Below are 23,691 nucleotides of genomic sequence, written 5' to 3'. Positions count from 1 at the left end.
AAAGGGCCGAGCCCGTCCCCGGCGGTGGCCGGGGACGGGCTCGGGTGCTCGCGGGTCAACTACGCGCCGTGGGCGCTCACTTCACCGGCGCCATCTTGTCGACGATGCCCGGGTGGTCGGCGATCCACTTCTCGACGCCCTTGTTCTCGTTGCCCTTGCCGGCGTCCTGGATGTCCTTCTCCAGGCTGCCGAGCTCCTCGGCGTTCATCTTCCAGTTCTTCAGCCAGCCGGCGAACTCCGGGAACTTCTTCGGGAAGCTCTTGTTGCCGAGCGTCTTGATCTGGTTGTTGGCGCCCCAGGTGCCCTGCGGGTCGGCCAGCTTGGTGAGCTTGTACTTGCTGTACGCCCAGTGCGGCGACCACAGGACGACCGCGATGGGCTCCTTCTTGTGGTACGCCCGGTCCAGCTCGGCGAGCATCGCGCTGGTCCCGGCCGAGGTGACGTCGAAGTCCTGGAGCCCGTACGCCGGGGCGACGGTGTCCTTGAGCCGCTTCATCTCACCGGTGCCCGGCTCGATTCCGATGATCTTGCCCTTGAACTCGTCCTTGTGCTTGCGCAGGTCGTCGAGCGTCTTCACGCCCTTGACGTAGGACGGCACCGCGATCTCCAGCGACGTCTTGTCGTACCACGGCCCGACGTCGACGAGATCCTTCTTGTACTTGTCCCAGTACTGCTTCTGCGCCACCGGCAGCCAGCCGTCCGTCTCCACGTCGATCTGCCCGGTGGACAGCCCGGTCCACATCGGCCCGACGTCGAGGTTGCGGATGTTCGGCTTGTAGCCGCGCTTCTCCAGGACGTTCTTCCACAGGTAGGTGGTGGCGATGCCCTCGTCCCACGCGGGGTAGCCGATGTTCGGCGCCTTGCCGGCGTCCTTGCCCTTGGCGTACGTGGCCCCGGCGCCCGGCGCGATCTTGTCGACCAGGCCGGGGTTCTTCTTCAGCCAGGTGCGCACGCCGTCCTGCTCGTGGCCGTCGCCGGCGCTCTTGACGTCGTTCTCCAGGCCGGTGAGCTGCTTCTCGTCCAGGTGGAAGTTCTTCATCCACTTGGCGACCTCGGGCTCGTCCTTGGCGAAGCCCTTGCGGCCCAGCAGGTGCAGGCTGTCACCGGAGCCGAAGGAGCCCTTGGGGTCCTTGAGCTTGGTGAGCGGGTACTTGTCGTACGCCCAGTGCGGCGACCACAGGGTGACCGCGATCGGCTTCTTCCGGTGCACGGAGCGGTCCAGCTCGCTGAGCATGGACGCGGTGCTGGACTCCTGGACCTTGTACTCGCCGCCCAGGCCGTAGTCCTTGAGGACCTTGTCCTTGAGGATCTTCATCTCGCCGGCGCCCGGCTCGATGCCGGTGATCTTGCCGCCGAACTCGCCGCCCTTGCCCTTGAGGTCGTCGAGGGTCTTGACGCCCTTGACGTAGGACGGCACCGCGATCTCCAGCGACGTCTTGTCGTACCAGGCGCCGAGGTCCTCCAGGTGGTCCTTGTACTTCTTCCAGTACGAGGCGTGGGTGGTCGGCAGCCAGGCGTTGGTCTGGACGTCGATGTCGCCGCGGGCCTGCCCGGCGAACAGCGGACCGGCCTCCAGTGCCTGCACCTTGGGCTTGTAGCCGCGCTCCTCCAGGATCTCCTTCCAGAGGTACGTGGTGGCCTTGCCCTCGTCCCAGTTGACGTAGCCGAGGCTGATCGGGCGGCCGTTGCCGCCGCCGCCCTGGCCGCTGCCCTTGCCGGCCATGCCCAGCCCGCCGGCGAGCAGCGCCAGCACCACGACACCGACCATCGCCACGGAGGTGGCGGGCCGCCAGTGGAGGAACTTCAGCCCGCCGAGCGACGCCTGCGCCTTGGCCAGCGCGCGCCGGCCGAGCGGGGAGACCCGCTGGTTCAGCGCGCCGGTCATCCGGTCCAGGTACATGGCGAGGATGACCACCGCGAGGCCGGCCTCGGCGCCCAGCGCCACGTTGACCGAGCTGATCGCGTTGTAGACGGAGGAGCCCAGACCGCCGCCGCCGACCATGCCGGCGATGACGACCATGGACAGCGCGAGCATGATGACCTGGTTGATTCCGGCCATGATGGTCGGCAGCGCCAGCGGCAGCTGCACCCGGAAGAGCGTGCTGCGCGGGTGGGTGCCGAACGCCTCGGCGGCCTCGACCAGTTCCCCGTCGACCTGCCGGATGCCGAGCTCGGTCATCCGGACCGCGGGCGGCATGGAGAAGACGATGGTGGCGACGATGCCGGGGACGACACCGAGGCCGAAGAAGAGGATGCCGGGGATCAGGTAGACCATCGCCGGCATCGTCTGCATCAGGTCGAGCACCGGGCGCAGCGCACCGCCGACGACCCGGCTGCGGGCCGCCCAGATGCCCAGCGGCACGGCGACCACGACGGTGATCAGGCAGGCCACCAGCACCAGGGAGAGCGACTCGATCGTCGGTCCCCACTGCTCGATCGAGTCGATCAGCGCGAAGCCGAGGAAGGTGAGCACCGCGGCCGGCAGACCGCGCAGCCACCAGGCGAGCACCGCGAGGATGCCGGCCAGCAGCAGCGGTTCGGGGGCGGCCAGCACGGTGTGGATGGCGTCGTACAGGCCGTTCAGCACCTTGGTGAGGAGCGTGAACAGCCAGTCGAGGTTGTCCCGCAGCCAGTTGACGGCGTCGTTCGCCCAGCTGCCTATCTGGATCCTAGGCACCGGCGATCACCTTGTCCTCGGGCTCGTTCCTGCCCGGCTCAACCGGCTCGTCGTTCCCGGGCGTCTCGTCCACGGGGGCCTTCGCGGGGGTCTTGACCGCGGGCTGGGCGGGGACGCCGGGCGCGGGCTGCGGCTCCGCGGACTCGCCGAGCACCGCGAGCAGCCGCTCGGCCGGTACGGCTCCGACCAGCGCGCCCTTGTCGTCCGTCACCGCGACCGGGACGGTGCTGGCCGAGCAGGGGGTGAACAGCTCGGCGAGCGGCGTGTCCTGACCGACCGTGGCGGGCGCGGCGGCGCGGAACTCCGCCGCGGTGCCCAGCGTCCTGCCGTCCGGGGCGGTGGTGCCGAGCACCGTGCCGACCTCCGACATGACCGCACCCGCGGTCAGCACCCGGCTGCGGTCCACGTCCTGGATGAAGGAGGCGACGTAGTCGTTGGCGGGGCGCACGAGGATGTCCTCGGCGCTGCCGATCTGCACGATCCGCCCGTCCCGCATCACCGCGATCCGGTCACCGAGGCGCATTGCCTCGTTGAGGTCGTGGGTGATGAAGACGATGGTCTTCTTGAGGCTCTTCTGAAGCTCCAGCAGCTGGTCCTGCATGTCACGGCGGATCAGCGGGTCGAGCGCGCTGAAGGACTCGTCCATCAGCAGCAGATCGGCGTCGGTGGCCAGCGCCCGGGCCAGGCCCACGCGCTGCTGCATACCGCCGGAGAGCTCGTCGGGCCAGGACTTCTCCCAGCCCTCCAGCCCGGTGAGGGCCAGCGCCTCGGCGGCCCGCCGCTCCCGCTCGGCGCGGGGGACGCCCTGTACTTCGAGGCCGTAGCCGGCGTTCTCCAGCACGCTGCGGTGCGGGAAGAGCGCGAAGTGCTGGAAGACCATGGAGATCTTCTCGGAGCGGACCTTGCGCAGTTCCTTGTCGCTGAGAGAGGTGAGGTCCTGGCCGTCGAACCGGACGGTTCCCGCGGTCGGCTCCAGCAGCCCGTTGAGCATCCGCAGCAGCGTCGACTTGCCGGAACCGGACAGACCCATGACGACGAAGATCTGCCCTTCGTCCACCTCGATCGACGCGTCGATCACGGCGGCGGTGGTGCCGTCGGCCCGCAACTCGTCCCGGTCGGCACCGGCTTCGAGTTTGCGGACCGCGTCCTCGGGTCGTCTGCCGAACACCTTGTACAGGTGCTCGGCTTGCAGCCTGGACACATAAGCCTCTCTTGTCGCACGGGGAACGACCTGCCACCCCCGCCGGCAGGTCGTGGAGCGGGACGGGATCGGCCGCCTTCACCGCCGAAATAGTTGAAACTTTCAGCGGGTCCACTCCGCCTGCGCGCCTGCCCGTCTTTATGGGGCTCAAACACGACGGTGTTTCAGATCACATCGGTGTGACGTATGGGGCATACGGCATCATGCGAGGTGTGACTCGACGCCTGATGCTCCTCGACACCGCCTCCCTCTACTTCCGCGCCTATTTCGGGGTACCGGAATCAGTCAAAGCCCCGGACGGCACTCCGGTGAACGCGGTGCGCGGTCTGCTGGACTTCATCGCCCGGCTCGTCCAGGACCACCACCCCGACGACCTGGTCGCCTGCATGGACTTCGACTGGCGTCCCCAGTGGCGGGTCGATCTGATCCCCTCCTACAAGGCGCACCGGGTGGCCGAGGAGGCCCCCGCCGGCTCCGCGGAGCCCGACGAGGAGGAGATCCCCGACACCCTCTCGCCGCAGGTCCCGGTCATCGAGGAGGTGCTGGACGCGCTCGGCATCGCCCGGATCGGCGCGGCCGGCTACGAGGCGGACGACATCATCGGCACCCTGACCGCGCGAGCCGCCGGCCCGGTGGACATCGTCACCGGCGACCGCGACCTGTTCCAGCTCGTCGACGACCGGCGCGGGATCCGCGTGCTGTACCCCCTCAAGGGCGTGGGCACGCTCCAGGTCACCGACGAGGCGCTGCTGCGCGAGAAGTACGGGGTGGACGGGCCCGGTTACGCGGACCTGGCACTGCTGCGCGGCGACCCCAGCGACGGACTGCCCGGCGTCCCCGGGATCGGCGAGAAGACCGCCGCCAAGCTGCTCGCCACCTACGGCGACCTCGCGGGCATCCGGGCCGCCGCCGAGGACCCCGCCTCGAAGGTGACCCCCGCGCAGCGCGCCCGCCTGCTGGAGGCCCGCCCGTACCTCGACGTCGCCCCCAAGGTCGTCAAGGTGGCCACCGACGTCACCGTCCCCACCGTCGACCACACGCTGCCCGCCGAGCCGGCCGACCCCGAGCGGCTGGAGGCGCTGGCCGCACGGTGGGGCCTGGGCGGCGCCCTGCAGCGGCTTCTCGTCACCCTCCGCCGGTAACCTGTTAGGTTAGGTATACCTAACAAGCCGCATCAGGGGAGATTGCCGTGGCAGCAGAGCGTCCGTCCCGCAAGAAGCCCGCCCTGCACCGGGCCCGGGTGGAGCGCACCGAGCGCCTCACCCCGCACATGGTCCGGGTGGTGCTCGGCGGCGAAGGGCTGGCGGAGTTCACGGCCGGCGAGTACTCCGACCACTACGTCAAGCTGGTCTTCCCGCTGCCCGGCGTGCGCTACCCCGAGCCGTTCGACATCGCGCAGATCCGTGCGGAGTTCCCGCGCGACCAGTGGCCGCGGACCCGTACGTACACCGTGCGCGCCTGGGACGAACGGGCGCGCGAGCTGACCGTGGACTTCGTGGTGCACGGCGACGAGGGCCTGGCCGGCCCCTGGGCGGCCGCCGCCCGGCCGGGCGACGAGGTCTACTTCCTCGGGCCCGGCGGCGCCTACGCCCCGGAGGCCGACGCCGACTGGCACCTGCTGGTGGGCGACGAGAGTGCCCTGCCGGCCGTCGCGGCCTCGCTGGCGCGGATGCCCGCGGGCGTTCCGGTGCACGCCTTCATCGAGGTGGCCGGCCCGGAGGAGCGCCAGGAGCTGGACGCCCCGGCCGGCGCCACTGTCCGCTGGCTGTACCGCGGCGCGGCCCCGGTCGGCCGCGAACTGGTCGCCGCCGTACGGGACTTGAACTTCCCGGCCGGCCGGGTCCAGGCGTTCGTGCACGGCGAGGCGGGCTTCGTCAAGGAACTCCGCCGCCTGCTGCGCGTCGAGCGGGAGATCCCCCGCGAGTCGCTCTCGATCTCCGGCTACTGGCGCACCGGCCACGACGAGGACGGCTGGCAGGCCGGCAAGCGCGCCTGGAACCAGCAGGTGGAGGCCGAGCAGGAGGCGACGCCGGCCGCGGCTTCCTGACCGCTCGTCATCACCCGGGTGCGACCCGGCCGTTCCGGCGGCCGGGCCGCACCCGTGTCCGGCCCACCGACGCCTGGGCAGTGTCTTTCGGCCCGGCATGATCCGAAAGACACGGCCTACGCCGTCCCGGACGCGCCCGCCGGGCCTCCCGTCCCCTGCTCGTACCGGCGGGCCGAGGCGTCCACGTGCGCCAACCGCCGCATCGCCGTCAGGACCGCGTCCCCCAGGACCGTCCCCACCACGACGCTCTCCACCAGGCCGTCGACCTCCGCGTTGCGGCCCACCCAGGCCAGATCGGCTTCGGCCACCCGCTCGCAGGCCGCGGCGTAGTCGTCCACGACCTCCTCGAAGTCACCGTGGCCGATGCCCTCGAAGGTGGCCAGCGCCACGGCCAGCGCCTCGACGGCGGGGTTGTCGTCCCCCACCCGCCAGCCGCGCCGGCGGATGATCTCCGCGACCTTCCCGCGCGCCGCCTCCATGCCGTCCGGGGTCACCGCCGGCGGCGGGGTGATCGCCAGCTGGGCCGCGCCGAGGACCTTGTGCACCGGCTCCCGCGGCGAGTCGACGGCGGCCAGCACCTCGCGGACGGCCGAGACCGAGAGCCCGCCGACGTCCATCAGCCCGCGGATCAGCCGCAGCCTGCGCACGTGACCGTCGTCGTAACGCGCCTGGTTGGGGCTGGTCAGCCGGCCCGCGGGCAGCAGCCCCTCGCGGACGTAGTACTTGATCGTCGGGACCGCGACGCCCGTCGCGCGACTCAACTCCCCGATGCGCATCTGCCGCCCTTTCCCGCGCCGGGTTCCCACCCGGCGCCGTGTGCTTTCCGGGCGCCCTGCCCACTCCCGGCCTTGCCAATCCGGCCCTCATCTTAGATAGTCCTGCTATCAGATAGCGGTTAGCGCCACTATCCATACTCTCCGGGGGGATCCGTATGTCCAGATACCGTTCACTGCTCGCCTTCTCCTGGGCGATGGCCGCACTCGCGGCCGTCACCGCGGCCGGCCTGGTCCTCGACGACCGGGTGCTGGCCGGGGCACCGATCTGGTTCAAGCCGTTCAAGTTCGCGGTGTCGTTCGCCGCCTACGGGCTGACGCTCGCCTGGATGCTCTCCCGGCACCCGGCGCCGGGGCGGACCGGCCGATGGGCCGCCCGCACCGTCGTGGCGGCCGGCATCGTCGAGATGGCCGTCATCACCGGGCAGGCCGCCCGCGGCCGGCGCAGCCACTTCAACGTCGAAACCCCGCTGGACCGGGCGCTGTTCGTGGTCATGGGGCTCACCATCGTGGTCCTGTGGCTCGGCACCCTCGTCATCGCGGTGCTGCTCCTGCGGGCCCGCCTCGGCGACCGGGCCGTCACCTGGGCGATCCGGCTCGGCGCGCTGATCGCCCTGGCCGGCCTGCTGGTCGGCGGGCTGATGCTGGCCCCCACCCCCGAGCAGCAGGCCGCGGGCGCCCTGCGGACCGTCGTCGGCGCGCACAGCGTCGGCGTCCCCGACGGCGGCCCGGCCATGCCGCTCACCGGCTGGAACACCACCGGCGGCGATCTGCGCGTCCCGCACTTCGTCGGCATGCACGCCCTCCAGGCGCTGCCGCTGTTCCTCTACGGGATCGAGGCGCTGGCCGGGCGGGCCGGCCGGCTGCGGAGCGAGCGGACCCGGCTGCGCCTGGTACTGGTCGCAGCCGGCTTCCTCACCGGGCTGCTGGCGCTGGTGACCTGGCAGGCGCTGCGCGGCCAGGCACTGATCCACCCCGACGCCCCGACGCTGGGTGCGCTCGGCGTCCTGGTGGCAGCCACCGCGGCCGGGACGTACGCGGCCCTGCGCCGCCCGGCGGACGGCCCGGGCGCCGGCGCCGGCCCCGCCCTGTCCCCCCTCACCGCACCGGAGTTGCCGCGATGACCAACAGCACCCTCTTCGACCTGGCCTTCCTGCTCGCGGCACCGTTCTGGGCGCTGATGATCCTGGCCCCCGGGTGGCGCTTCACCGACCGGATCGCCGCCTCGCCGCTGCCGATGGTGCCGGTCCTCGCGGTCTACCTCGTGCTGGCCGCCGGGGTGTTCCCGCAGCTGTGGGCCGCCGTCAGCCACCCCGATCTGGCCGGCTTCCAGGAGTTGCTGCGGCTCGGCGGCGGGGCCGGCGCGATCTGGGCGCAGGTGATCGCCTGGGATCTGTTCCTGGGGCAGTGGATGTACCGGGAGGCCCGTACGCTGCGGATCCACCCGCTGGTCATGGGGCCGCTGCTGGTGCTGACCGTGCTGCTCTCCCCGTTCGGCGTGCTGCTCTTCCTCGCCCTCCGGGCCGTCGTCCGCCGCCGCACCCGCCGCGCCGCACCGCACCGCGCCGCACCGCGCCGCAAATAACGTTTGCCTGCCATCGGGGCGCTGAGTCACCTGGGTAGCCGTTTCTGAGCGGATGCCCGCGTGGCCTGGCGCGCCGTGGGTGCCGACAGGGAGCCGACAGATGACAATGCGGGTTGTAGGTGCCGTTCCGGCAGCACGAAGTGAGCGCGCAGAGAGGTTCCGGTGTCCACCGAGGAGAACAAGAGGCTGGTTCGCCGCTTCTACCAGGAGATCGACGAGGGCAACCTGGATGCCATGGACGCTCTCGTGGCCGAGGACTACCAGGACCACTCGCCGCCACCGTTTCCAGGGTTCGCACCCGGTCGTGAGGGACTCAAGCAGGCTTTCCGCCTGTTCTGGGACGCCACACCCGGAACCCACGAGATCGAAGACCAGATCGCGGAGGGCGACAGGGTCGTGACGCGGCTGACGGCTCGTGGAGTGCACGAGAGGGACCTCCCGGGCATCCCTGCCACCGGTAGGCCGATCACGATGACCGCGACAGTGATGCATCGCGTCGAGAACGGCAAGCTCGCCGAAAAGTGGTCGGACAAGGACCTCCTCGGCTTCCTCCAGCAGCTTGGTGTCATGCCGACGCCCGGCGGTGCCGCGGGATAGCCCAGGGCGGGACTGCGGTCCGGGCGGGCCTGCCAAGGGGGAAATTCGATGGCGCCCCTGTGGTGAACAACGTTCCAGGTCAATACACCTAGTCGTGGTGGAAGACCTCCCGCAGCGGCGTCCACCACTCCCCCGGCACCGCCCCCTCCGTCTGTTCCTGGCAGGGGGCGGTCAGCCGCCACCACCGCTGGGTTGCCGGGTCGGCGGCCATCGCGGCCATGTCGGCGGCGTAGTCGTCACCGACGTACTCGGCGTACGAGAACAGCAGATCGCCGTGGCGGAAGATCGAGTAGTTGCGGAGGTTGCAGGCGGTGATCGTGGTCAGTACCTCGGGCCAGACCTCCGCGTGCAGCCGCAGGTACTCCTCGCGGTGTTCCGGCCGCAGCCCGATGACCATGCCCAAGCGCCGCACCCCGGCCGCCCCTCCGCCACCCTGCGCACCCATGGACGCATCCTGCCCCGGTCGGCGCGTGCCTACGCGGCGCCCGCCCGCCCCGGGCCGTCCGGCGCCAACGGGGCCGCCCGCCACGGCAATTGGTTGACGGCGCATACATCTACCTGTTCCACTGAGCGCATGCGTCCTTCGCAGCGGCTCGTCACCCGCGACCACATCGACTTCGGTCGGGTGTGGTCGGCCTCCTGTTGCCGCTGACTTCTCCCCGCGCAGTGCTCCTGTCCGTACGGCTTCCGTACGCCCGCACGCCCGGCCCGCCCGACGGCTGCCGGCGCCTGCCCACCAGCGCCTGACCACGAGAAGACGAGGCCACCCATGCCTGTCGAGTTCCTCGGCATTGCCGCGACCCACGACGGTTCCGAAGTCAACCCGCGCTCCGGCGCGTCCTTCGACAAGGACTACACACTCAAACTCGCCCGCGCCCACGAGGACCACGGCTGGGACCGGGTGCTGTTCGCCTACGGTTCCGGCTCCCCCGACCCGTCCCCGGCCGCCGCCTTCGTCGCCGCCCGCACCGACACCCTGCAGATCCTGGTGGCGCACCGCCCCAACGTCTCGTATCCGACGTTCGCCGCGAAGACCTTCGCAACGCTGGACCGGATCAGCGACGGCCGGCTCGCGGTGCACTTCATCACCGGCGGCAACGACCACGAGCAGCGGCGGGAGGGCGACACCCTCACCAAGGACGAACGCTACGACCGCACCCGCGAATACCTCCGCATCGTCAAGAAGATCTGGACCACCCACGAGCCCTTCGACCACGAGGGCACCCACTACCGCTTCCACGACTTCGTCTCGGACACCTTCCCCGTCCAACAGCCGCATCCGCAGGTGTCGTTCGGCGGCTCCTCCCCGGCGGCGTACGCGGCGGGCGGCGCCGAGGCGGACATCTACTGCCTGTGGGGCGAGCCGCTGGCGCAGACCGCCGAGCAGATCGCCTCGGTGAAGGCGGCGGCACGCGCGGCCGGGCGCACCGACGTGCCCCGCATCCAGGTCGCCTTCCGGCCGATCATCGCGCCCACCGAGGAACTGGCCTGGGAAAAGGCGCACCGCACCCTGGACCGGATCCGGGCGCGCAAGGCCGGCGGGGCGCTCAGCCGCCGCCACCCGCTGACGAACCCGCAGAACGCCGGGTCGCAGCGGCTGCTCGCGGTGGCCGCCGAGGGCGAGCGGCACGACCGGGCGCTGTGGACCCCGACCGCCGCGGAGACCGGCGGCGCCGGCAACTCCACCGCCCTGGTGGGCACACCGGAGACCGTCGCCGCGGCCCTGCTCGACTACTACGACCTGGGCGTCGACATCCTCTCCGCCCGCGGCTACGACCTGCTCGACGACGCCATCGACTTCGGCCGCCACGTCATCCCGCTCGTCCGCGAGGAGGTCGCCAAGCGGGACGCGGAGCGGGCGACCCGTCAGGCGTCGTAACGGCCGCCCGGGTGGCGTAGGAGGCCGCCCGGACGAACGACGGCGCCGCGCTCCCGTCGTACGGGAACGCGGCGCCGTCGTGTGGTCCGGGCCCGGCCGGCCGGAGCCGCTCAGCCCACCGAGGAGTACGCCACCACGCCGCGCAGCACGCCGTCCATCGCACGGCGGGCGGTACGCGCCACCGAGCTGCCGGGCGGCGCGGCGGCCGCGATCTGGCCGAGGATGTCTACCAGCTGCTTGCACCAGCGCACGAAGTCGCCGGCGGGCATCTCCGCCTCGCGCAGCACCTCGTCGAGACCGAAGCCGGACGCCCAGCGGTACGCGGGCCAGGCGAAGCCGAGGTCCGGCTCACGCTGGCCGACGCCCTCTGCCTGGTTGATGCGGTGGTCCTCCTCCAGGGCGTCCAGCCGGCCCCAGATGCGGACCATCTCGCCCAGCGCCTCGCGGGCCTTGCCGGCCGGCAGCTTGGGCGCCATCGCGTCGTCCGCCTGCCGCGCCTCGTACACCAGCGCCGAGGCGCAGGCCGCGAGCTCCGCGGGGCCCAGCCCCTCCCAGACGCCCTCGCGCAGGCACTCGCTCGCCAGCAGGTCCAGCTCGCCGTAGAGCCGGGCCAGCCGGCGCCCCTCGTCGGTGACCGTGTCCTCTTCGAGGTAGTCCAGCTCGGTCAGCAGCGCGCAGATCCGGTCGAAGGTGCGGGCGATGGTGTTCGTCCGGCCCTCGATGCGGCGCTCCAACTGGCGGGTGTCACGCGCCAGTCGGTGGTAGCGCTCCGCCCAGCGGGCGTGGTCCTCGCGCTCGGCGCAGCCGTGGCAGGGGTGCGCGCGGATCGCCGTACGCAGCCGGGCGATCTCCCGGTCGTCGGCCGCCTCCGCACGGGGCTTGCGGTGCCGCGACGGGACCAGGTGCCCGGCCTTGGTGCGCAGCGCGGACGCCAGGTCGCGGCGCGACTGCGGGCTGCGGGCGTTGAAGGACTTGGGGATCCGCATCCGGTCCAGCGCCTCGACCGGCACCGGGAAGTCGATCGAGCCGAGCCGCTTGACCTGCCGCTCGGCGGTCAGCACCAGCGGCCGCGGGCCGTCCTGCGCGTCGAAGCCGCGGTGGCCGTTCGTCCGCCCCGAGGGCATGCCCGGGTCCAGGACCAGCGCCAGCCCCGCGTACTTGCCGGTCGGCACATGGATGACATCGCCGGGCTTGAGCTTCTCCAGCGCCGCCGCGGCCGCCACCCGCCGCTGCGCCGCGCCCTGCTTGGCCAGCTCCGACTCGCGATCCTTCAGCTCCCGCCGCAGCCGGGAGTACTCCTCGAAGTCGCCGAGGTGACAGGTCATCGACCCCCGGTAACCCGCCAGCCCCTCCTCGTTCTTCTGCACCTGACGCGAGATCCCGACCACCGACTTGTCGGCCTGGAACTGCGCGAAGGACATCTCCAGCAGCTCCCGCGACCGGTGCCGGCCGAACTGCGAGACCAGATTGACCGCCATGTTGTACGACGGCTTGAAAGAGGACCGCAGCGGATACGTACGCGTCCCGGCGAGGCCGGCCAGCGCACCCGGGTTCATCCCGCGCTGCCACAGCACCACCGCGTGGCCCTCGACGTCGATGCCGCGGCGCCCGGCCCGGCCGGTCAACTGGGTGTACTCGCCGGGGGTGATGTCGGCGTGCTGCTCGCCGTTCCACTTCACCAGCTTCTCCAGCACGACCGAGCGCGCCGGCATGTTGATGCCCAGCGCCAGCGTCTCGGTGGCGAAGACCGCCTTGACCAGGCCCTTGACGAAGAGTTCCTCGACGACCTCCTTGAACGTCGGGAGCATCCCGGCGTGGTGCGCCGCGATACCGCGCTCCAGGCCCTCCAGCCACTCGTAGTAGCCGAGCACATGGAGGTCGTCGTCCGGGATCCCGGCCGTCCGCGCCTCCACGATGCGGCGGACCTGCTCGCGGCCCTCCGGGTCGTTGAGCCGCAGCCCCGAGTAGAGGCACTGCTGGACGGCCGCCTCGCAGCCGGCGCGGCTGAAGATGAAGGTGATCGCGGGCAACAGGCCCTCGTTGTCGAGGCGTTCGATCACCTCGGGCCGGCTCGGCGTCCAGATCCTGGCGCGCTGCCTGCGCTCGCGCTCCCGGTCCGCCTCGCGCAGCGTGCGGCCCCGGCGCTTGTCCCGGCCGAACGTCGGCCGGCTGTTCTCCATACGGGCCAGCCGCTCCAGGTCGGGGTTGACCTCGCGGCGGCCGCCGCCCTGCCCGTCCCGCTCCTCGAAGAGGTCGTATATCCGGCGGCCCGCGAGCACGTGCTGCCACAGCGGTACCGGGCGGTGCTCGGAGACGATCACCGCGGTGTCACCGCGGACGGTGTCCAGCCAGTCGCCGAACTCCTCGGCGTTGGAGACCGTCGCCGACAGTGACACCAGCGTCACGGAATCGGGAAGATGGATGATCACCTCTTCCCAGACGGCGCCGCGGAAGCGGTCGGAGAGGTAGTGCACCTCGTCCATCACCACATAGCCGAGGCCGGCCAGCGACTGCGAGCCCGCGTAGAGCATGTTGCGCAGCACTTCGGTGGTCATCACGATCACCGGTGCGTCGGAGTTGACGCTGTTGTCACCGGTCAGCAGGCCGACCTTCTCGGCACCGTAACGCCTGACCAGGTCCTGGTACTTCTGGTTGGAAAGCGCCTTGATGGGCGTGGTGTAGAAGCATTTGCGGCCCTGCTCCAGGGCCAGGTGGACGGCGAACTCGCCGACGATCGTCTTGCCGGATCCGGTGGGAGCCGCGACCAGCACGCCCTTCCCGGCCTCCAGGGCCTCGCACGCCTCGATCTGGAACGGGTCCAGCTCGAAGTCGTACATCTCTCGGAAAGGGGCGAGTGCGGTGGCCTGCTCGGCCGCCCGGAGCCTGGCGGCGGCATAGCGTTCAGCAGGGGACATGTCCTCGGTCATCGTGCTTACGAGCCTACCGGCCACGTCTGACAACGACCCGATCTTTATGGCGGCCCTTTACCCGACGGTGGGCGAACGGCCCGGACGGGCAGCGCACCGGACGGGCGGGGACCGCCCCGGACGAGCGCGGACCGCACCCGACGGGCGTGCCCGCCCCGCGTACGCCGACGGCCCCGGCTCGTCGAGCACGGGGCCGTCACCACACGCCGTCAGGCGTCACGTCACGTCGTCGTAGCCGCCCCGGCGCGGCGGTTCGCCCGCGCCGTGCTCCCCGCTCGCCTGCTCGGGCAGCATCCGGCCGGACGACACCGACTCGATCTCCCCGATGTCCAGCGGCGTCAGGTCCAGCGCGGACGCCTCGTCGTCGTCCAGCGCCGCATCGGGGTTGCCCAGCTTGCGGCGGCGGTCGTTGAAGAGGCAGATGCCGGCCGCGCCGAAGTACAGCACCACGATGGGGGCGGCCAGCAGGCTCATGGTCAGCGGGTCACCGGTCGGTGTGGCGAGCGCCGCGAAGACCGTGATGCCCAGCACCATGAAGCGCCACCAGCTCATGATCCGGCGGCCGGTGAGCACCCCGCCGAAGTTCAGCAGCACCAGCAGCAGCGGCAACTCGAAGGCGAGGCCGAAGACCACGACCATGCGCGTGACGATGTCGAGGAAATCGTCGGCCGGGAACATGTTGGACCACTGGTCGGGGGTCAGGCCGACCAGCGCCCCGGCGGTGGTGGGGAGGACCGCGTAGGCGAGGTACGCGCCGCCGAGGAAGAGCGGGACGCCGGCGCCGACGAAGCTGAGCGCGTACTTCTTCTCGTGCGAGTGCAGGCCCGGCGCGAGGAAGGCCCAGAGCTGATAGAGCCACACCGGGCTGGCGAGGACCACGCCTGTGGTGAGCGAGAGCTTCATCGCGATCGTGAAGGGTGCGATCAGACCGTTCGCATAGATCTGCGCGCAGGGATGATCATGCGGGAGCTTGCCGCCGGGGGCAGCCTTCGGACAGCCCACCACGTCGAGCGTCGGCCCGGTGATGAAGTGCGCGATGTCCTTGTAGTAGAGCGCCGCGACGGCCGTGACCACACCGATGGCCAGCACCGACTTCAGCAGCCGGTTGCGCAGCTCACGCAGATGCGCCGCGAGCGGCATCCGCCCCTCGGGGTCCTTCTCCTGCTTGCGGGCAGACTTGAGCAACCCACTTCCTCGTCTCGTACATCAGCCGCGCGCGACCGGAGCCGGCGGCTGGGTCGGTTCGGTCAGCCCTGCTTGGTGGTGTGGTTCGGCTCGGCCACGGGGCGCGAGCTGCTCACATCACCGGGAGCCGCCTGGATCGTACGAGGAGCCTGCTGGGCGTCGGAGGGAGCCTCGGACGTCGTACCGGCCGCGGCACCGCCGTCGCCCTCGCCGTCCTTCTTCATCGCCTTGGCCTCGCTCTTGAGGATCCGGGCGGACTTGCCGAGCGAACGCGCCATGTCCGGAAGCTTCTTCGCGCCGAACAGCAGCACAATGACAACGAGGATCAGGATGATCTCAGGGGCCCTCAGGTTGCTGAGCATGTGCGACTACCTTCTCGCCGGGGCGGCGTCTGCTGTGGTGCCTGCCGATGGGGTCGGACTGGCGTCCTGGTGCTGATTCGATCGTAACGTTCGGTGGTGAACGCCGGGCAATCCCCTTGCGTACTCCCGATTGCCCCGACCGCCGCGCTGTGTGAACCGCGCATGCAGCCTACCTCTCCGCCGTCCGCGGCAGCAGGGTGCCGCCGCGTGCGGCAACCACCCGGCGCCCGCCGGCTCCGGACCCGCCCCGCCAGGCGGCCGCGCCGGTCAGTCCCGTCCGGCCTCGTGCATCCGGGAGGCCAGCGGGACCGCGGCCCGCTCCAGGTCCTGCGCGGCCCGCTGGATCCGCTCGGATGTCGCACCGACCTGGCGGGCCAGGCGCCGCACCTCGACGAAGACGCGGACGGCGAGGACGCCGAGCACGGCGAGCCCGAGGAAGCCGAGGGCGATAGCGATCATGGGCCAGAGCATGGGGCGAGCCTATCGGTCAGCCGGTGTGCAGCCGCAGCGTGCGCACCCCGCCGCCGGTGAGCAGCTCGACGATCCGCTCGCCGGCCGGCCTGCGCACCGCGCGGCGGCAGTCCGGGCAGGTGAAGGAGTAGAAGGTGGTACGGCTGCTGGCGCCGATCGCCAGCCGGAAGGCGTCCGAACCCAGCTCGAAGCGGCCCCGGCAGTCCGGGCAGGCCGCCTTGAAGAGCACCGGGGCGCCCGCGCCCGCCATCGTGGTCGTCATCCGTCGCTGCCTCCTCCTTCTCCCTGCGCACTGCGCGGTGCCGGTGCGCCGCGCCGCGCTCACGCGCCGTACGCCGCGAGCGCCTGCTCGGCGGCGCGCCGCGCACTGTCGGCGAGCGCCTGGGGCGCCACGATCCGGCCGTCCCGGCCCAGCCGCAGCGCGAGCCGCCGCAGCGAGGTCGGGTCGGGGGTGCGCAGGGTGATGCGCAGCCCGCCGTCCGGGAGCTCCTCGGCGCTGTCGTGCGGGTAGTACTCGGCGACCCAGCGGCCGCCCGGCCCGACCTCGACGGACACCTCGGGGTCCTCGGCGGCCGGCTGCACCAGCCCCTCGGACAGATCGCGCAGCTCGACCGGCGGCGGGTCGGCGGGCGCGTCCAGCAGCTTGATCTCGGCGACCCGGTCGAGCCGGAAGGTGCGCCGGGCCTCGGAGAGCCGGCACCACGCCTCCATGTAGGTGTGGCCGACGGCGAACAGCCGGATCGGGTCCACCTCGCGCTCGGTGAGCTCGTCGCGGGCCGGGGAGTAGTAGCGCAGCCACAGCCGGCGCCGCTCGGCGATGGCGCGGTCGACGTCGGCGAAGACGCCGCCCTCGGACTCGAAGGTGACCGAGAGCCGGGAGCTGGCGCCGGCCGCCTCACCGGCCGCCGCCTCCAGCTTGGCGGTGGCGCGCAGCAGTGCCTGCCGGTCGCCCTCGCGCAGCCCGGGCAGGGTGGCCACCGCGCGGGCCGCGACCAGCAGGGCGGTGGCCTCGTCGGCGGCCAGCCGCAGCGGCTCGGCGACGTCGTCGGGGTTGTGCCACCAGATCCGGTCGCCGTCGGTGTCGATGTCCAGCAGGTCGCCGCCGCGGAAGCTCGTCCCGCACATCGGCAGCACGTCGAGATCGGCGATCAGCTCGTCCTCGGTGATGCCGAAGGCGCGGGCGACGTCGCCGACCCGGGCACCGGGCCGCTCGCGCAGGTAGGTCACCAGCGACAGCATCCGCCGGGTCTGGTCGATCGCATTCGTGGCCATGCGTGTGTGTCCCGTCCCTCTCAGCCCTTGGCCACGGCGCGCAGCCGGTCGATGACCTCGGCGCGCAGCTCCGCCGGTTCCAGTACGACGACGTCCGGTCCGAACTCCACGAGCCAGGCGTCGAGCCCGTGGCCGTTGGGGATCTCCAGCTCGTCCCAGCCGTCGCCCACCGCGCGGACGGACAGTGCCCGGGCGCGCAGCGGATAGCCGTGCCCGGCGCGGAGCCTGATCCGGGCGGTGCCGGTCGCGGTCTCGCCCGCCCAGCTCTCGACGGTCTCGCGGACGGTGACGTGGTCGGGCACCGGCGCGGTGAACCTGCCCTGGCGGGAGCGGACCTTGCCGGTGATCCGGGAGAGCCGGAAGACCCGCTCCGCCTTGCGGTCGCGGTCCCAGCCGGCGACGTACCAGTGGCCGCGCCAGCACTCCAGGATCCAGGGTTCGACCTGCCGCTGCTCGGGGTGGGCGGCGGTGGACTTGCGGTAGTCGAAGACGACCGGCCGGCGGTCGCGGCAGGCCAGCATCAGCGGTTCGAAGGAGGCTTCGTGGGCGGGGATGCGGGGTTCGAGGGCACTGTGCGGCTGCCCGGCGTCGTAGTCCTCGCCGTTCTCGGCCAGCGGCATCCCGGCCGCGCGCAGCTTCTGCAGCGCGCCGCTGGCGGCGCCGGCCAGCCGGGCCTGCTGCCAGACCTTGGCGGCGAGCCCGAGCGCGGCGGCCTCCTCGGCGTCCAGGGTGATCGGCGGCAGCCGGTTGCTGTCACGGCGGGCGAGATAGCCGATGTCGCCGTCGATGCCTTCGACGGTCTCGATGACCAGGCCGAGTTCGCGCAGATCGTCCTTGTCCCGCTCGAACATCCGGTTGAAGGCGTCGTCGCCGCCCGTGTCGGCGGTTCCGTTGCCGAAGGCCATGGCGTAGCCCGGCCCGAAGGCTTCGACGTACGCCTCGATGGACGACCTGAGCTCGCGCTTGGTCAGCGGGCGTCGCGTCCCCAGCAGGCACAGCGCCAGGTTCATCAGCCGCTCGGCCTTGGCAATGGCCATCGACGCCCTTTCTCGTTGAACTCCCGATCGTGACCGTACCGCTCGGGGTGCGTGCGGCAAAAGCCGAGGGCCCGTGCCGGGATCGGCACGGGCCCTCGGGACTGCCTCACCGGCCGCCGGGCCGGGAGCTGCCCGGTGTCAGACGGAGACCAGGTCGCAGACGAAGATCAGCGTCTCGCCCGGGGCGATGCGGCCGCCACCGGCGCCGCGGTCGCCGTACGCGAGGTGCGCGGGGATGGTCAGCCGGCGGCGGCCGCCGACCTTCATGCCCTGCACGCCCTGGTCCCAGCCGGCGATGACCTGGCCGGCGCCCAGCTGGAACTGCAGCGGCTTGCCGCGGTTCCAGCTCGCGTCGAACTCCTCGCCGGTGCTGAAGGAGACCCCGACGTAGTGGACGGAGACGGTGTCCCCGGCCTTGGCGACCGGCCCGTCGCCCTCCTTCAGGTCCACGATCTCGAGCTCGGTGGGAGCCGGGCCCTCAGGAAAGTCGATCTCGGGCTTGTCGATGCTCACGGATGTGCTCCTACTTACGAATCTTTCCGATTACCGGGTCAGTCTCGCAGATCTTGCCGACGCCGCAGGTCAGACCGTGCCGACGATGTCGACCGAGAAGACCAGGGTGTTCTTGGCCAGCTGGTGCTGCGGGCTCGTGCCGTAGGCGAGCTTCGGCGGGATCACGATCTCCACCCGGTCACCGACGTGCTTGCCGACCAGCGCCTTGTCCCAGCCCTGGACGACCTGCCCGGTGCCGATCTGGAACGCGGTCGCGCCGCCGTGGTCCCAGGAGGAGTCGAACTTCTTGCCGTCCTCCCACTTCACGCCCGTGTACTGAGCGATCAGCCCGTCACCGGCCTTGACCTCGGGCCCCTTGCCCTTGATCAGGACCTGCTGCTCCAGGCCCTTCGGGGCCTTCTCCCCCTTGGGGACGGTGATCTGCGCGGCCTTCTCGTCGGCCGCCGTCACCTCGGGCATCCCGCTCTCCGGCGACGCCTGCTTCCCCTCGGCCTTCGCCTTCTTGTCGACCTTCTGCGCACCGACCACGTCGACGACCCAGACCAGACCGTCCCCCGGCTTGATCCCGGACTGCGGGTTGAGGCCCTCGCCGATCAGCGCCTTGGCGGTGCCCTCGACCTCGAAGCGGCTGCCGACCTTCTGCCCGGCGGCCGCGGACAGCACCTTCGGCGGCAGCTGCTGCTGGGTCATCTGGTCGGTGACCTCGGTGACGACCTGGGCACGCGGTGCGCCCGGCTTCGCCCCGGGCTGCGGCGTCCAGCTGCTGCCGAGGTTCTGGCCCTTCATCGTCTGGGCCGCGAAGTCCAGCCGGACCAGATCCCCCTTCTTGACGGTCGCGCCCTTGCCCTGCACGAGGGTCTTGGTGACGGCCGTGTCGGACGGCTTGGCGCCCTTGGGCACCGTGATCTTGGGCTGCGCCCCCGCCTTGCCCTCGACCTTGACGACCGCCCCGCCCGCCGCGCTCTTGCCGTCGTCGGACCCGCAGGCGGCGGAGAGCAGCAGAAGGGGCACGGTCAGCGCGGCCGCGGCGGCGCGACGGGTGCTTTTCGTGAACGAGCGGGGGTGCGGGGGTCGTGCCCCGGAGAGATTCAGCATCAGTCCAACTCGGGCTCGTGGGGTGGTGGGCAATGCCCGCCACTCTACGACCTGTCCCTGTGGACCTTCCCCGGTACAACACGGCGATGTGCCGGGAGCGGCTCGCTCCCGGCACACCCTCCGCATTCCCCGCGGGTCACATTCCGGCGATCAGCTTCTCCACCCGGTCGTCCACCGAACGGAACGGGTCCTTGCACAGGACCGTGCGCTGCGCCTGGTCATTCAGCTTGAGGTGGACCCAGTCGACCGTGAAATCACGGCGCTGTTCCTGGGCCCGGCGGATGAAGTCGCCGCGCAGCCGCGCCCGAGTGGTCTGCGGCGGCACCGATTTACCCTCGAAGATCTTCAAGTCGTTGCAGATCCGGGCCGCTTGTCCCTTCCGCTCCAGGAGGTAGTAAAGCCCCCGGCGGCGGTGAATGTCGTGATAGGCGAGGTCTATCTGCGCCACTCGCGGGTGGGACATGGTGATGTTGTTCTTTGTGCGGTACCGCTCGATGAGCTGATGTTTCATCACCCAGTCGATCTCGGTCGAGATGCGGTCGAGCTCCTCGTCCCGGATCGCCTCCAGGGTGCGGCCCCACAGCTCCAGCACGCGCTCGACGAGGCCCGTACGGATTCCGCGGCGGTCGCAGAAGTCCACGGCCTTCTCGTAGTACTCCTGCTGGACCTCCAGCGCCGAGGCTTCCCGGCCGCTGGCCAGCCGCACCTTGCGCTGCCCGGTGATGTCGTGGCTGACCTCGCGGATCGCCCGGATCGGGTTCTCCAGGGTCAGATCGCGCATGACCGTGCCCGCCTCGATCATGCGCAGGACGAGGTCCGTGGCGCCGACCTTGAGCATCATGGTCGTCTCGGACATGTTGGAGTCCCCGACGATGACGTGCAGCCGGCGGTAGCGCTCGGCGTCCGCGTGCGGTTCGTCGCGGGTGTTGATGATGGGACGGGAGCGGGTGGTCGCCGAGGAGACGCCCTCCCAGATGTGCTCGGCGCGCTGACTGACGCAGTAGACGGCGCCGCGCGGAGTCTGCAGCACCTTGCCCGCGCCGCACAGCAGCTGACGGGTGACGAGGAACGGAATGAGGATGTCCGCGAGCCGGGAGAACTCGCCGTGGCGCGCGACGAGGTAATTCTCGTGGCAGCCGTAGGAGTTTCCCGCCGAATCGGTGTTGTTCTTGAAGAGATAGACGTCGCCCGCGATTCCCTCCTCGTGCAGGCGGCGCTCGGCGTCGACGAGCAGACCCTCGAGAATGCGCTCACCGGCCTTGTCGTGGGTGACCAGCTCGGTCACGTTGTCGCACTCGGGAGTTGCGTATTCCGGGTGCGAACCCACGTCCAAGTACAGGCGGGCGCCGTTCCGCAGGAAGACATTGCTGCTGCGGCCCCATGACACGACACGGCGGAAGAGGTACCGCGCCACTTCGTCAGGCGACAGTCGGCGCTGTCCCCTGAACGTGCACGTGACGCCGTACTCGTTCTCCAGCCCGAAAATGCGGCGGTCCATGACTGAACATTACGCCTGATGGCCTGCTCTGAAACCGGGTTCGACAGCCCCGTTTCGATCATTTTCCGCCGGGGCCGCACCCGCCGTGCGCCGTACGGGCTCCCCAAGAAATCGCTTCGTCGACAAAAGGACCAGCAGTGCGGCGAGGCCGCCCGCGCCGGCCACCGCGAATCCGGCCGCCGCTCCGCCGCCCTCCACCGCCGGCCCGGCCACCGACGCGCCCACCGCCGATCCGACGCCGAACGTCGTCACCAGCCACGAAAACGCCTCCGTCACCGTGCCCTTGGGGGCGTGCCGGTCGACGACGACGAACGCACAGGCCAGCGCGGGCGCCAGGAACACCCCCGCGACGCCGGTCAGCGCCGTCATCCCCACCGGCCCGGGCACCAGCGCCAGCGGCAGATAGCCCAGCGCCAGCAGCCCGATGAGCAGCCGCAGCCGGCCCTCCGGCCGCCCCGGCCAGGTGCGCGCACCGTAGACGATGCCGCCGGCCAGCGCGCCCGCCCCGAGCGCGGAGAGCAGCCAGCTGGAGATCATCCCGCCGCCGTGCCCGTCGGCGTACGCCACCGCGGCGACCGCTATCGAGCCCAGCGCGAGGCCCACGAAGAAGAACGCGCCGAGCAGCACCAGCAGCCCGGCGGAGCGCAGGGCGCCCAGCCAGTGCGCCTCGCGGGGCCCGCTGCGCCACCGCCGGGACGGCTCGGAGACGACGACGGAGAGCGCGCCGAGCACCCCGGCCGCGTTGATCACCAGCAGCGCCGCGCCCGCCGACCGGATCGCCACGCACAGCGTCACCAGCAACGGCCCGACCGCGAACATCACTTCCTGGGCGACCGCGTCCAGCGCGTAGGCCGCGTGCACCTGGTCGGCGCGTTTGAGCACTCCCGGCCACAGCGCCCGCAACCCGCCCTCCAGGGGCGGGGTGAAGAATCCGGCGACCACCACGGCGGCGTAGGACAGCCACAGCACGTCCAGGCCGACGACGGCCAGCAGCGCCATCCCCAGGGCCGAGAGCACCGCGGCGGGCAGCATCACCCGCGGCTGTCCGTACAGGTCCACGGCCCGGCCGAGCAGCGGCTGGCCGATGGCGGTGCAGAGGCCGTAGACCGCCGAGAGCGCGCCGGCCAGCGCGTAGCTGCCGCCCTCGGCGCGGACGAACAGGACCACCGCCAGCGCCGCGGTGGCGTTCGGCAGCCTGCCCACCAGCGTCCCGGCCAGCAGCCGGGCGGCGTGCCGGGTCCTGAGCAGCTCCGCGTATCCGGCGGCCATCCCTGCCCCTTTCCGTCCGGGCCGAGCCCGACGTGTTACGTATAACTTCCGACGTTATACGTACCATGACGGCAACCCGCGGTCCACCCGCGGCGGCCGAAACGAGGAGAGCATCACCCGGTGACCAGCAACGAGGCCACGACGCCCCCCGGTGCGCGCACCGGCTCCACCGGGGCCGCGGACGCCGCACCCCCCGGCAGGCCGGCCGCCGATCGGGTCACCAGCCGGGACGTGGCGCGCGCCGCGGGGGTCTCCCAGGCCGCGGTCTCCCTCGTCCTCGGCGACAAATGGCGCGGCCGGGTCTCCCCCGGCAAGGCCCAGGCGGTCCGCGCCGCCGCCCGCGAGCTGGGCTACCGCCCCAACCTCGCCGCGCGCAGCCTGCGCACCGGCCGCACCCGCACCGTGCTCCTCGTCGTCCCCGCCCTGACCACCGAGTTCTTCGCCCGGGTCTACACCGGCGCGGCCCGGGTCGCCGCCGACCACGGCCTCGGCGTCGTCCTCTACCCCTCCTCCGAGGGCATCGGCCCGTCCCACCCGGCTCCCGCCACCACCCCCGGCGCGGGGCCCGTCCGGCCTCCTTCGGTTCCGGACCCCTTCGACTCCGCGGCCGCCACCCTCGACGGGGTGATCGCCTCCTCCATGGCCGCCGAGGCCCTCACCGCGCTGCGCGCCGCCGACCTGCCCCTGGTCATGCTCGACAGCGACCCCGACGACGACCGCGCCACCGCCACCGTCAACCTCGACATCGCCGACGGCGTACGGCAGTTGACCGGCCATCTGACCGCGCTCGGCCACCGCCGCATCACCCACCTCGCCGCCGACGTCCGCTCCTGGACGTTCGAGGTCCGCGCCCGCGCCGTCAGCGAGGCCCTCTCCCGGGTCCCCGGAGTCCGGCTGCGCCGGCTGCCCGCCGCCCTCGGCGTCGACGCCGGGCTGCGTGCCGCGCACACCGCGCTGACCGGCCCCGGCCCCCGCCCCACCGCGCTGCTCTGCGACGACGACATCATCGCGGCGGGCGCCTGCAAGGCCGTACGCCGTCTGGGCCTGCGGGTCCCCGAGGACGTCTCGGTCACCGGGTTCGACGACCTCGCGCTCGCCGTCGCCGTCGAGCCGGAGCTGACGACCGTACGGCTGCCCGCCGAGGACTTCGGCGAGGCCGGCATGCGGGCCCTGATGGCGGCGCTCGACGGCCGCCCGGACCGGGCGCCCACCCTGCCGGTGGAGCTGGTGGCCAGGGGCTCCACCGCCCCGCCGGCCGACGCCCCGGAAAACGCCGCGCGCCCCGGCGGGTGAGGACCCACCG

Annotated in this window: 22 protein-coding genes; 7 read left to right on the top strand and 15 right to left on the bottom strand. The window is 71.7% G+C overall.

The genetic code is table 11. From position 1 onward, the window contains the following. Positions 1 to 76 precede the first annotated feature (76 nt). Together OO62_RS25875 and OO62_RS25870 are read right to left on the bottom strand one after the other, a co-directional pair. Entirely contained in the window at positions 77 to 2,677 is a 2,601-nt protein-coding gene (locus tag OO62_RS25875; protein WP_033269983.1) for an ABC transporter permease/substrate binding protein, read from the bottom strand. Beyond that, complete coding sequence (locus OO62_RS25870; protein ID WP_033269982.1) at positions 2,670 to 3,878, bottom strand: quaternary amine ABC transporter ATP-binding protein; 1,209 nt, start codon at positions 3,876 to 3,878, stop codon at positions 2,670 to 2,672. The genes OO62_RS25875 and OO62_RS25870 overlap by 8 nt, the downstream gene beginning before the upstream one ends. Positions 3,879 to 4,105: 227 nt before the next feature. Between OO62_RS25870 and OO62_RS25865 the strand changes: the two genes are divergently transcribed. Further along, on the top strand, positions 4,106 to 5,020 hold the full coding sequence (locus OO62_RS25865) for a 5'-3' exonuclease (RefSeq protein ID WP_033269981.1): 915 nt from the start codon (positions 4,106 to 4,108) through the stop codon (positions 5,018 to 5,020). Positions 5,021 to 5,067: 47 nt separating this feature from the next. Then, positions 5,068 to 5,925 carry a siderophore-interacting protein gene (locus tag OO62_RS25860; RefSeq protein ID WP_033269980.1) on the top strand — a complete coding sequence of 286 codons (858 nt, stop codon included), beginning with the start codon at positions 5,068 to 5,070 and terminating at the stop codon, positions 5,923 to 5,925. A 116-nt stretch (positions 5,926 to 6,041) separates the two neighbouring features. On the opposite strand, the gene OO62_RS25855 is transcribed toward OO62_RS25860, so the two are convergent. After that, on the bottom strand, positions 6,042 to 6,701 hold the full coding sequence (locus tag OO62_RS25855) for a MerR family transcriptional regulator (RefSeq protein WP_033269979.1): 660 nt from the start codon (positions 6,699 to 6,701) through the stop codon (positions 6,042 to 6,044). A gap of 194 nt (positions 6,702 to 6,895) precedes the next feature. Here OO62_RS25855 and OO62_RS25850 point away from each other — a divergent pair, with 194 nt between their 5' ends. From OO62_RS25850 to OO62_RS25840, 3 genes are all read left to right on the top strand, one after another. Next, on the top strand, positions 6,896 to 7,822 hold the full coding sequence (locus tag OO62_RS25850; RefSeq protein ID WP_228332627.1) for a hypothetical protein: 927 nt from the start codon (positions 6,896 to 6,898) through the stop codon (positions 7,820 to 7,822). Then, positions 7,819 to 8,283 carry an ABA4-like family protein gene (locus OO62_RS25845; protein WP_033269978.1) on the top strand — a complete coding sequence of 155 codons (465 nt, stop codon included), beginning with the start codon at positions 7,819 to 7,821 and terminating at the stop codon, positions 8,281 to 8,283. The genes OO62_RS25850 and OO62_RS25845 overlap by 4 nt, the downstream gene beginning before the upstream one ends. A gap of 162 nt (positions 8,284 to 8,445) precedes the next feature. Then, a complete protein-coding gene (locus tag OO62_RS25840) occupies positions 8,446 to 8,880 on the top strand; it encodes an ester cyclase (RefSeq protein ID WP_033269977.1) in 435 nt (144 codons plus the stop codon). Positions 8,881 to 8,968: 88 nt separating this feature from the next. On the opposite strand, the gene OO62_RS25835 is transcribed toward OO62_RS25840, so the two are convergent. Then, positions 8,969 to 9,325 carry an L-rhamnose mutarotase gene (locus OO62_RS25835; protein ID WP_106974899.1) on the bottom strand — a complete coding sequence of 119 codons (357 nt, stop codon included), beginning with the start codon at positions 9,323 to 9,325 and terminating at the stop codon, positions 8,969 to 8,971. Positions 9,326 to 9,649: 324 nt separating this feature from the next. Between OO62_RS25835 and OO62_RS25830 the strand changes: the two genes are divergently transcribed. Next, positions 9,650 to 10,759, top strand: coding sequence for an LLM class flavin-dependent oxidoreductase (locus OO62_RS25830; RefSeq protein ID WP_033269975.1), 1,110 nt, complete (start codon positions 9,650 to 9,652; stop codon positions 10,757 to 10,759). Between the two features lie 110 nt (positions 10,760 to 10,869). Here the strand turns inward: OO62_RS25830 and OO62_RS25825 are convergent, their stop codons facing one another. The 11 genes from OO62_RS25825 to OO62_RS25775 form a co-directional block, all read right to left on the bottom strand. Continuing rightward, complete coding sequence (locus OO62_RS25825) at positions 10,870 to 13,686, bottom strand: DEAD/DEAH box helicase (RefSeq protein WP_033269974.1); 2,817 nt, start codon at positions 13,684 to 13,686, stop codon at positions 10,870 to 10,872. A 216-nt stretch (positions 13,687 to 13,902) separates the two neighbouring features. Continuing rightward, the gene (tatC, locus tag OO62_RS25820; RefSeq protein WP_033269973.1) at positions 13,903 to 14,871 is read right to left on the bottom strand and encodes a twin-arginine translocase subunit TatC; all 969 of its coding nucleotides are present in this window, start codon (positions 14,869 to 14,871) and stop codon (positions 13,903 to 13,905) included. 62 nt (positions 14,872 to 14,933) lie between these two features. After that, a complete protein-coding gene (tatA, locus tag OO62_RS25815) occupies positions 14,934 to 15,233 on the bottom strand; it encodes a Sec-independent protein translocase subunit TatA (RefSeq protein ID WP_033269972.1) in 300 nt (99 codons plus the stop codon). Positions 15,234 to 15,500: 267 nt separating this feature from the next. After that, a complete protein-coding gene (locus tag OO62_RS25810) occupies positions 15,501 to 15,704 on the bottom strand; it encodes a hypothetical protein (protein ID WP_033269971.1) in 204 nt (67 codons plus the stop codon). 16 nt (positions 15,705 to 15,720) lie between these two features. After that, on the bottom strand, positions 15,721 to 15,966 hold the full coding sequence (locus OO62_RS25805) for a hypothetical protein (protein ID WP_033269970.1): 246 nt from the start codon (positions 15,964 to 15,966) through the stop codon (positions 15,721 to 15,723). Positions 15,967 to 16,025: 59 nt separating this feature from the next. Then, positions 16,026 to 16,976 carry a helix-turn-helix transcriptional regulator gene (locus tag OO62_RS25800; protein WP_033269969.1) on the bottom strand — a complete coding sequence of 317 codons (951 nt, stop codon included), beginning with the start codon at positions 16,974 to 16,976 and terminating at the stop codon, positions 16,026 to 16,028. 20 nt (positions 16,977 to 16,996) lie between these two features. Beyond that, complete coding sequence (locus tag OO62_RS25795; RefSeq protein ID WP_033269968.1) at positions 16,997 to 18,013, bottom strand: helix-turn-helix transcriptional regulator; 1,017 nt, start codon at positions 18,011 to 18,013, stop codon at positions 16,997 to 16,999. Positions 18,014 to 18,151: 138 nt separating this feature from the next. Continuing rightward, positions 18,152 to 18,526 (bottom strand): FKBP-type peptidyl-prolyl cis-trans isomerase, encoded by a 375-nt coding sequence (locus OO62_RS25790; protein WP_033269967.1) that lies wholly within the window; start codon positions 18,524 to 18,526, stop codon positions 18,152 to 18,154. Between the two features lie 69 nt (positions 18,527 to 18,595). After that, positions 18,596 to 19,621 (bottom strand): FKBP-type peptidyl-prolyl cis-trans isomerase, encoded by a 1,026-nt coding sequence (locus OO62_RS25785; protein WP_078617354.1) that lies wholly within the window; start codon positions 19,619 to 19,621, stop codon positions 18,596 to 18,598. A gap of 136 nt (positions 19,622 to 19,757) precedes the next feature. Continuing rightward, positions 19,758 to 21,119, bottom strand: coding sequence for a Pup--protein ligase (pafA, locus tag OO62_RS25780; protein WP_033269966.1), 1,362 nt, complete (start codon positions 21,117 to 21,119; stop codon positions 19,758 to 19,760). Between the two features lie 9 nt (positions 21,120 to 21,128). Further along, positions 21,129 to 22,388, bottom strand: coding sequence for an MFS transporter (locus tag OO62_RS25775; protein ID WP_033269965.1), 1,260 nt, complete (start codon positions 22,386 to 22,388; stop codon positions 21,129 to 21,131). A 120-nt stretch (positions 22,389 to 22,508) separates the two neighbouring features. On the opposite strand from OO62_RS25775, the gene OO62_RS25770 reads away from it, so the two are divergent. Beyond that, positions 22,509 to 23,681, top strand: coding sequence for a LacI family DNA-binding transcriptional regulator (locus tag OO62_RS25770; protein WP_033269964.1), 1,173 nt, complete (start codon positions 22,509 to 22,511; stop codon positions 23,679 to 23,681). The last annotated feature ends 10 nt before the right edge of the window (positions 23,682 to 23,691 follow it).

Source organism: Streptomyces lydicus, assembly GCF_000717345.1.
Classification (GTDB): Bacteria; Actinomycetota; Actinomycetes; order Streptomycetales; family Streptomycetaceae; genus Streptomyces; species Streptomyces lydicus.
The sequence above is the reverse complement of the archived record's forward strand: the minus strand, read 5'-3'. Positions and strand labels throughout refer to the sequence as shown.

Coding starts and splice junctions, on each gene's coding strand:
- OO62_RS25865 (WP_033269981.1), top strand. CDS start 4,106: ATGCTCCTCGACACCGCCTCCCTCTACTTCCGCGCCTATTTCGGGGTA.
- OO62_RS25855 (WP_033269979.1), bottom strand. CDS start 6,701: ATGCGCATCGGGGAGTTGAGTCGCGCGACGGGCGTCGCGGTCCCGACG.
- OO62_RS25850 (WP_228332627.1), top strand. CDS start 6,896: ATGGCCGCACTCGCGGCCGTCACCGCGGCCGGCCTGGTCCTCGACGAC.
- OO62_RS25845 (WP_033269978.1), top strand. CDS start 7,819: ATGACCAACAGCACCCTCTTCGACCTGGCCTTCCTGCTCGCGGCACCG.
- OO62_RS25835 (WP_106974899.1), bottom strand. CDS start 9,325: ATGGGTGCGCAGGGTGGCGGAGGGGCGGCCGGGGTGCGGCGCTTGGGC.
- OO62_RS25830 (WP_033269975.1), top strand. CDS start 9,650: ATGCCTGTCGAGTTCCTCGGCATTGCCGCGACCCACGACGGTTCCGAA.
- OO62_RS25825 (WP_033269974.1), bottom strand. CDS start 13,686: ATGACCGAGGACATGTCCCCTGCTGAACGCTATGCCGCCGCCAGGCTC.
- tatA (WP_033269972.1), bottom strand. CDS start 15,233: ATGCTCAGCAACCTGAGGGCCCCTGAGATCATCCTGATCCTCGTTGTC.
- OO62_RS25810 (WP_033269971.1), bottom strand. CDS start 15,704: ATGCTCTGGCCCATGATCGCTATCGCCCTCGGCTTCCTCGGGCTCGCC.
- OO62_RS25805 (WP_033269970.1), bottom strand. CDS start 15,966: ATGACGACCACGATGGCGGGCGCGGGCGCCCCGGTGCTCTTCAAGGCG.
- OO62_RS25800 (WP_033269969.1), bottom strand. CDS start 16,976: ATGGCCACGAATGCGATCGACCAGACCCGGCGGATGCTGTCGCTGGTG.
- OO62_RS25795 (WP_033269968.1), bottom strand. CDS start 18,013: ATGGCCATTGCCAAGGCCGAGCGGCTGATGAACCTGGCGCTGTGCCTG.
- OO62_RS25785 (WP_078617354.1), bottom strand. CDS start 19,621: ATGCTGAATCTCTCCGGGGCACGACCCCCGCACCCCCGCTCGTTCACG.
- pafA (WP_033269966.1), bottom strand. CDS start 21,119: ATGGACCGCCGCATTTTCGGGCTGGAGAACGAGTACGGCGTCACGTGC.
- OO62_RS25775 (WP_033269965.1), bottom strand. CDS start 22,388: ATGGCCGCCGGATACGCGGAGCTGCTCAGGACCCGGCACGCCGCCCGG.